The organism is Mesorhizobium sp. B3-1-8 (assembly GCF_006439495.1).
Taxonomy (GTDB): domain Bacteria; phylum Pseudomonadota; class Alphaproteobacteria; order Rhizobiales; family Rhizobiaceae; genus Mesorhizobium.
Genome location: NZ_VFTK01000027.1, coordinates 88,953 through 95,359, shown reverse-complemented (window position 1 = coordinate 95,359; position 6,407 = coordinate 88,953). Strand labels below are relative to the sequence as shown.

Here is a 6,407-nt window from a genome sequence, read left to right as displayed (position 1 = left end):
GCGAAAAGTCATGGTTCCGCATCGGACTAGACGCCCTCAGGGCATGGATCAACTTCTCACCCCAAAACGCGCTAACCACATGGCTCAGCACTTTCCCTAAGACCATCAAAACCCAATGAGTCGTGTACTGTGAGCGGATTCAGGCGACGCGCTTTAAGGCTTTGTTTTCATGCATGTCGTTGTCGCAACACCGCTGCACACTTTTGCGCGACATGCATTAGGCAAGCTCTTCCAGTTCGGTCATCGCCTTGGTGCGGATGGTCATGGCGTTGCCGCGCCATTCGACGGCGCCGCCGAACCAGGCGCGCGCCCAGATGGCCGGAAGCATCGCGTCGCGCGTGAGCATCGCGGTGACGCTGCGCGGCGACAGGTACCAGCCTTTTGCCCAGGCAAGCAGGCATTCCGGCAGGTAGGCGATCGCCAGCACGCCCAAGGCCGTCGTGGGCAGGCTGACGCCGGCGCTTGCCGCCGCAATCAGCGCCAGCAGCAGCGGCACCGCGGCGCCGGTCAGGATCTCCGGCGCGAAGAACAGCGGGAAGGTGACGCGGCGCAGCCGCGCCCAGCGCGCCTGGCGCGACCAGATCTCGGCGAGCCGGCGCTGGCCGAGCGGCTGCTCGAAAGGCGAAGCGACGAGATTGACGCGCAGGCCCAGGCTGTTGACCAGCTTGGTGGCGGCCGCGTCCTCGGCGATCTCGGCGGCCAAAGCCTGGATACCGCCATTGGCATCGAGCATCGGCTTGTTCCACAGCATGCTCTTGCCTTGGGCGAAGCCGAGCCCAAGCGCCTCGCCGGCATACTGCCAGCGCGCCTGCAGCGTGTTGAGGAAGGCGCATTCGACTTCGGCCCAAAACCCGTCCGGCCGCGAGCCGATCGGCGTCGAGCAGACGAGGCCGGTATCCGGGCGCCATGCCGCCATCAGGTGCTGGACATAGTCCCTCGGCATCAGAACGTTGGAATCGGCGAGGACCACCCAATCGTGCCGCACAGCCTGCCAGCCCTTGATGCAGTTGTTGAGCTTGGGATTGGCGCTGACGCGGTCGTCGCCGATCAGGAGTCGCGCCGGCACCTTCGGATAGCGCGCGATCGCCGCATCGATCAGCATGACCACCGGGTCTTCGGCATGCGCGACGCAGAAGATCAGCTCGTAGCGCGGCCAATCGAGCGAGAAGGCGCGCTGCAGGGTCTCCTGTGTGAACGGCTCGACGCCGCGCGACGGCACGATGATCGAGACCGGCTGTGCGCCGACGGGCGGCGCAATGACACGCCGCCGTTCGAGCCGCGACGCGGCGAGCAGGATGCTGGCGAGATTGGACAGAAGAAGGGCTGACGAAGCCAGGCCGGCTGCGATAGTCAGTTCCATCGAGATCTGGTCACTCTCTATCTCTTTGTTTTCACGCAATTCCGGACGGAAAACTGCTCACACTTTTCCTGGAATTGCTCTCGGCCGCATGCGCCCATTTCATCAGTTACAGAGCGCCCGAGTCGCCCGGCACGGTTTGTGCACACCAACATTGTCATGTGTCACTTAAATGACATTGTTTTTCGGCACGTGCGCTACAAGGCTGGCAGGATGGTCGGCGTTGAGCGCCTAACAGCGAAGCGCAACGAATGTTCCGCAGCGGCAACCGGAGTGGCCCATGTATCGCGCAGTGACGCGCAACATCGAAGTGCTGGTCAGGCCCTTCTATCTGGAGGACCGCTCCGATCCGTCCGAGAACCGCTATGTCTGGGGCTATCAGGTGACGATCGACAACCGCTCCGACGAGTTCGTGCAGCTTGTGTCGCGCTACTGGCACATCACCGATGGTCGGGGCCGGGTCGAGGAGGTGCGCGGCGCCGGCGTCGTCGGCGACCAGCCGGAACTCAATCCCGGCGACAGCTACCAGTACACCTCGGGCTGCCCGCTCTCGACGCCGTCGGGCATCATGGTCGGCCATTACACGATGCGCAACGGCCGCGGCGAGACGTTCGATATCGCCATTCCGGCTTTCTCGCTCGATATGCCGGGGACAAGGCGCACGGTGAATTAGGCGTCGGCGATTAGCGTCTTTCTCCCCGTTCCACGGGGAGAAATGCCCGGCAGGGCAATGAGGGGCAGCGCCAAATTTCTGAGATTTTTTGAGGCAGACGACCGCGTCGCCAGCGTGTCGCTATCACCACCAACCAAGGCGTTGCCCCTCATCCGCCCTTCGGGCACCTTCTCCCCGTGGAACGGGGAGAAGGTAAAGACGCTACTTCGCGAACTCGGCCGGGTCGAAGTCGTATTGCGTCGAGCAGAACTCGCAGGCGACGTGGATGCCGCCGTCTTCGGTCGAGTCCTTGATCTCCTGGGCCGAGAAGCCTTCGAGAATGCCGCGGATCTTGTCGCGCGAGCAGGAGCACTGGTCGGCGACCGGCACGCCGCGGAAGACGCGCACGCCATGTTCGTGGAACAGCCGGTAAAGCAGCCGCTCGGCGCCCACCGTCGGGTCGATCAACTCCGTCGGCTCGATCGTGCCGAGCAGCGCCAGCAACTCCTGCCAGGAATTGTCGGCCGGGTGGTCCGCAACGTCACGCGGATCGCCGTCGCCACCGGAAATATCGGGAACGCGCATGCGCTCCGGCGATTGCGGCAGGAATTGCGCCAGGATGCCGCCGGCGCGCCACTGTTCGCGTGCGCCCGCCGGGCCGGGCGTGACCAGCTTGGCGACCGACATCTTGATCTCGGTCGGGATCTGCTCCGACTGCCGGAAATAGGTACGCGCTGCATCCTCCAGCGAGGTGCCGTCGAGCTGGACGATGCCCTGGTAGCGCTGCGTATGCGCGCCCTGGTCGATGGTTAGAGCCAGGACGCCGTTGCCGAGCAGCGTCTGCTGCGAGGTCTCGCCGGCGGCGGTCAGCGCCTGCAGCCGGTCGGCATCGAAACGCGCATAGGCGCGCAGCGCATGCGGCGTGGTGAAATCGGCCACCAGCATGTCGACCGGACCGTCGGTGCGGGTCTGCAGGATGAACTTGCCTTCGAACTTCAGCGAGGTGCCGAGCAGCACGGTGAGCACGCAGGCTTCCGCCAGTAGGCGGGCGACCGGCTCTGGGTAATTGTGGCGGCTCAAAATAGCGTCGAGCATCGGCCCGAGCTGCACGGTGCGGCCGCGCACATCGAGCGGCGCGACCTCGTAAGGCACGACGTGATCGTCGCCGGCGAAGCCGAATTCACCGAGTTGGGGTTTATGCTCAGCCAAGGTCTGGGTTTCCAACATGACAAAACTCCGGGGCGCAGCCATGCAACCCGATGAGCCGCATGCGTCGAAGCGCGTTCAATTTACGTGATGGCCCGCAAATAGGCATCACATATCCCCAGATCAAGTTGAGCCCGATCGGGCCGGAAGCGGTCAGGTCGGCCCTTCTCAAGCGCCCAGGCACCAGGCCAGCACCGCCTTCTGGGCGTGCAGCCGGTTCTCGGCCTCGTCGAAGACCACCGAATGCGGCCCGTCGATCACCTCGTCGGTGACCTCCTCGCCGCGATGCGCCGGCAGGCAGTGCATGAACAAGGCATCGGCCTTGGCCTTTGCCATCAGCGCCGCATTGACCTGATAGGGCAGGAAGACGTTGTGGCCACGGGCGCGATGCTCTTGGCCCATCGAGACCCAGCTGTCGGTGACGACGCAGTCGGCCTTGTCGACGGCCTCCTCGGCGGACCTGGAAAACCGGACCTTGCCGCCATTGGCTTTCGACCAGTCGACATATTTCTCGAACGGTTCGCTGCCTTCCGGTACCGCGACATTGAGATTGAAGCGGAACCGCGCCGAGGCTTCCAGGAGCGAATGCAGCACATTGTTGCCGTCGCCGGTCCAGGCGAAGGTCTTGCCGGCCACCGGCCCGCGATGTTCCTCAAAGGTCATGATGTCGGCCATGAGCTGGCAGGGGTGCGTGTCGTCGGTCAGCCCGTTGATCACCGGAACGGTGGCGCTCTCGGTGAGCTCCAGCAGCCGGTCATGCGAGGTGGTGCGGATCATGATGGCGTCGACGTAACGCGACAGCACCTTTGCCGTGTCGGCGATCGTCTCCGACCGGCCGAGCTGCATCTCGGTGCCGGTCAGCATGATGGTCTCGCCGCCGAGCTGGCGCATGCCGACATCGAAGGAAACGCGCGTGCGCGTCGACGGCTTGTCGAAGATCATGGCCAGCATCTTGCCATCGAGCGGTTTTGAACGCTCGCCCGCCTTGAGCCTGGTCTTTCGCGCCACCGCGTCGTCCAGCATGATGCGCAGGTCGCCTGCGGAAACGGCGGATAGATCGGTGAAGTGGCGAACACTCATCGGCAGGTTCCAGAAATTATTTGGCGGCTTCGGCCGCAATCGCGTCGGTCAAGCTCTTGGCGCCACCGCGGATGCGCTCCAGCGCCTCGCCGATCTCCTCGTCGGTGACGGTGAGCGGCGGCAGGAGGCGGATGACATTGTCGCCCGCCGGCACGGCAAGCAGGTGCTGGTCGCGCAGCGCCATGTTCACCTTGGTGTTGGGCATGGCGCATTTCAGGCCGAGCATCAGGCCGGTTCCCCTGATGCCCTCGATGACGTCGGGAAATTCATCGGCCACCGCCGCAAGGCCCTGCTTCAGAAGCAGCGCCTTGCGCTGCACGTCCTCGAGGAAGCCGTCGGCCAGGACAATGTCGAGCACGGCGTTGCCGACGGCCATCGCCAACGGATTGCCGCCGAAGGTGGTGCCGTGCACGCCGGCCGTCATGCCGGTCGCCGCTTCGTCGGTGGCAAGGCAGGCGCCCATCGGAAAGCCGCCGCCGATGCCCTTGGCGATTGCCATCAGGTCGGGCGTGACGCCTGTCCATTCATGCGCGAACAGCTTGCCGGTGCGGCCGATGCCGCACTGGACCTCGTCGAAGATCAACAGCAGGCCATGCTTGTCGCAGAGTTGCCGCAGCCGCTTCACGGACTGCGTCGGCACCGGGCGTATGCCGCCCTCGCCTTGCACCGGCTCGATCAGGATCGCCGCGGTCTCCGGCGTAATCGCCTTTTCCGCGGCGTCGATGTCGTCGAAAGCCACCTGGTCGAACCCCTCGACCTTCGGGCCGAAGCCTTCGAGATATTTGTACTGGCCGCCGGCGGCGATCGTCGCCAGCGTGCGGCCGTGAAAGGCGCCCTCGAACGTGATGATGCGGAAACGCTCGGGATGGCCCTTGACGAATTGATAGCGCCTGGCCGTCTTGATGGCGCATTCCAGCGCCTCGGCGCCCGAATTCGTGAAGAACACCTTGTCGGCAAAGGTCGCTTCGGACAGCCGCTCGCCCAGCCGGCGCTGTTCCGGGATCTCATAGAGATTGGAGACGTGCCACAGCTTGGCGGCCTGCTCGGTGAGCGCCGCCACCAGATGCGGGTGGCTGTGGCCCAGCGAATTCACCGCGATGCCGCCCGCGAAGTCGAGATATCGCTCGCCCTTGTCGGTGACCAGCCAAGTCCCCTCCCCGCGGTCGAAAGCCAGGGGGGCGCGAGCAAAGGTCTCGTAAAGCGCCGAACCGCTCATTATATGCGTCTCCGGAACCGGAAATCAAAAAAGCCGCCAATGCGGCGGCCTTTGCGGCTTATCATGTTTTTCGGCCATGAAGTCAACGAAAACGTCACGCAGAAGCGCGTGGCGAACCTCCGACGCCACGCCGGCTCATAAGTAGACCGGCAAGTTGGGGAAAACCGAAAAAACCGAATCGTGTTGCCCTGGGGACTCTTGTCACCGAGTCAGCGCATAAGGTATTTGTAGTCGAGAAATAACTAGATTTCGTGCGGCGGACCTAATCACCCGGTATATGTGGTGTCGTTTGCCCGGCGGGAGCCGGGTCGGGAACGGATTCTGACTACCGCACGCCTCAGCAGGAGCGCGGCCCCATGAACTGGACTGACGAGCGGGTAGAACTTCTCAGGAAACTGTGGTCGGAGGGCCTGAGCGCCAGCCAGATTGCCGCACAGCTTGGCGGAGTGAGCCGCAACGCCGTCATCGGCAAGGTGCATCGCCTGAAGCTGTCGGGCCGCGGCCGCGCGACGGCCGCCCCGGCGCGCCAGAAAAAGGCGACGCAAGGCGCCACGATGCAGAAATCGGTGACCCGCGCCGCAAGCGCTACGCGTCACGTGACGGCCACCATCGGCGCCACCGCGCTGCAGGTGCAGTTCGACGCAGAGCCGGTCGCGCGCCACTATATCCGACCGGTCGAGAACGTGGTCGTGCCGATCTCGCGGCATCTGCAGCTCGTCGAGCTGACCGAACGCACCTGCAAATGGCCGAACGGCGATCCGCTGTCGGAAGACTTCAACTTCTGCGGCAACGACGCCGCCGAAACGGGACCCTATTGCAAGTATCATTCCCGGGTGGCGTTCCAGCCGGCGGGGGAGCGGCGCAGGGCAAGATAGGGGAATAGGGGAGTAAGGCAG

General features: G+C 64.3%; 6 protein-coding genes. 2 read left to right on the top strand and 4 right to left on the bottom strand.

Annotation, left to right across the window (positions count from 1 at the left end; translation table 11 throughout):
• Positions 1 to 217 precede the first annotated feature (217 nt).
• Positions 218 to 1,360, bottom strand: a complete 1,143-nt coding sequence (locus FJ424_RS23530; protein ID WP_140659398.1) for a ceramide glucosyltransferase — start codon at positions 1,358 to 1,360, stop codon at positions 218 to 220.
• Between the two features lie 277 nt (positions 1,361 to 1,637).
• Here FJ424_RS23530 and apaG point away from each other — a divergent pair, with 277 nt between their 5' ends.
• Positions 1,638 to 2,030 (top strand): Co2+/Mg2+ efflux protein ApaG, encoded by a 393-nt coding sequence (gene apaG / locus FJ424_RS23525; RefSeq protein ID WP_140647374.1) that lies wholly within the window; start codon positions 1,638 to 1,640, stop codon positions 2,028 to 2,030.
• Between the two features lie 201 nt (positions 2,031 to 2,231).
• On the opposite strand, the gene FJ424_RS23520 is transcribed toward apaG, so the two are convergent.
• From FJ424_RS23520 to FJ424_RS23510, 3 genes are all read right to left on the bottom strand, one after another.
• The gene (locus FJ424_RS23520; RefSeq protein WP_140659399.1) at positions 2,232 to 3,260 is read right to left on the bottom strand and encodes an Hsp33 family molecular chaperone; all 1,029 of its coding nucleotides are present in this window, start codon (positions 3,258 to 3,260) and stop codon (positions 2,232 to 2,234) included.
• A gap of 123 nt (positions 3,261 to 3,383) precedes the next feature.
• Complete coding sequence (gene argF / locus FJ424_RS23515; protein ID WP_140659400.1) at positions 3,384 to 4,295, bottom strand: ornithine carbamoyltransferase; 912 nt, start codon at positions 4,293 to 4,295, stop codon at positions 3,384 to 3,386.
• A 16-nt stretch (positions 4,296 to 4,311) separates the two neighbouring features.
• Entirely contained in the window at positions 4,312 to 5,511 is a 1,200-nt protein-coding gene (locus FJ424_RS23510; protein ID WP_140659401.1) for an aspartate aminotransferase family protein, read from the bottom strand.
• A gap of 356 nt (positions 5,512 to 5,867) precedes the next feature.
• Between FJ424_RS23510 and FJ424_RS23505 the strand changes: the two genes are divergently transcribed.
• The gene (locus tag FJ424_RS23505; RefSeq protein ID WP_140659402.1) at positions 5,868 to 6,386 is read left to right on the top strand and encodes a GcrA family cell cycle regulator; all 519 of its coding nucleotides are present in this window, start codon (positions 5,868 to 5,870) and stop codon (positions 6,384 to 6,386) included.
• Positions 6,387 to 6,407: the final 21 nt, after the last annotated feature.

What these genes read in the sequence shown, in the direction of transcription:
- FJ424_RS23530 (WP_140659398.1), bottom strand. Translation starts at nt 1,360, where the DNA reads ATGGAACTGACTATCGCAGCCGGCCTGGCTTCGTCAGCCCTTCTTCTG.
- argF (WP_140659400.1), bottom strand. Translation starts at nt 4,295, where the DNA reads ATGAGTGTTCGCCACTTCACCGATCTATCCGCCGTTTCCGCAGGCGAC.
- FJ424_RS23505 (WP_140659402.1), top strand. Translation starts at nt 5,868, where the DNA reads ATGAACTGGACTGACGAGCGGGTAGAACTTCTCAGGAAACTGTGGTCG.
- FJ424_RS23510 (WP_140659401.1), bottom strand. Translation starts at nt 5,511, where the DNA reads ATGAGCGGTTCGGCGCTTTACGAGACCTTTGCTCGCGCCCCCCTGGCT.
- apaG (WP_140647374.1), top strand. Translation starts at nt 1,638, where the DNA reads ATGTATCGCGCAGTGACGCGCAACATCGAAGTGCTGGTCAGGCCCTTC.
- FJ424_RS23520 (WP_140659399.1), bottom strand. Translation starts at nt 3,260, where the DNA reads ATGGCTGCGCCCCGGAGTTTTGTCATGTTGGAAACCCAGACCTTGGCT.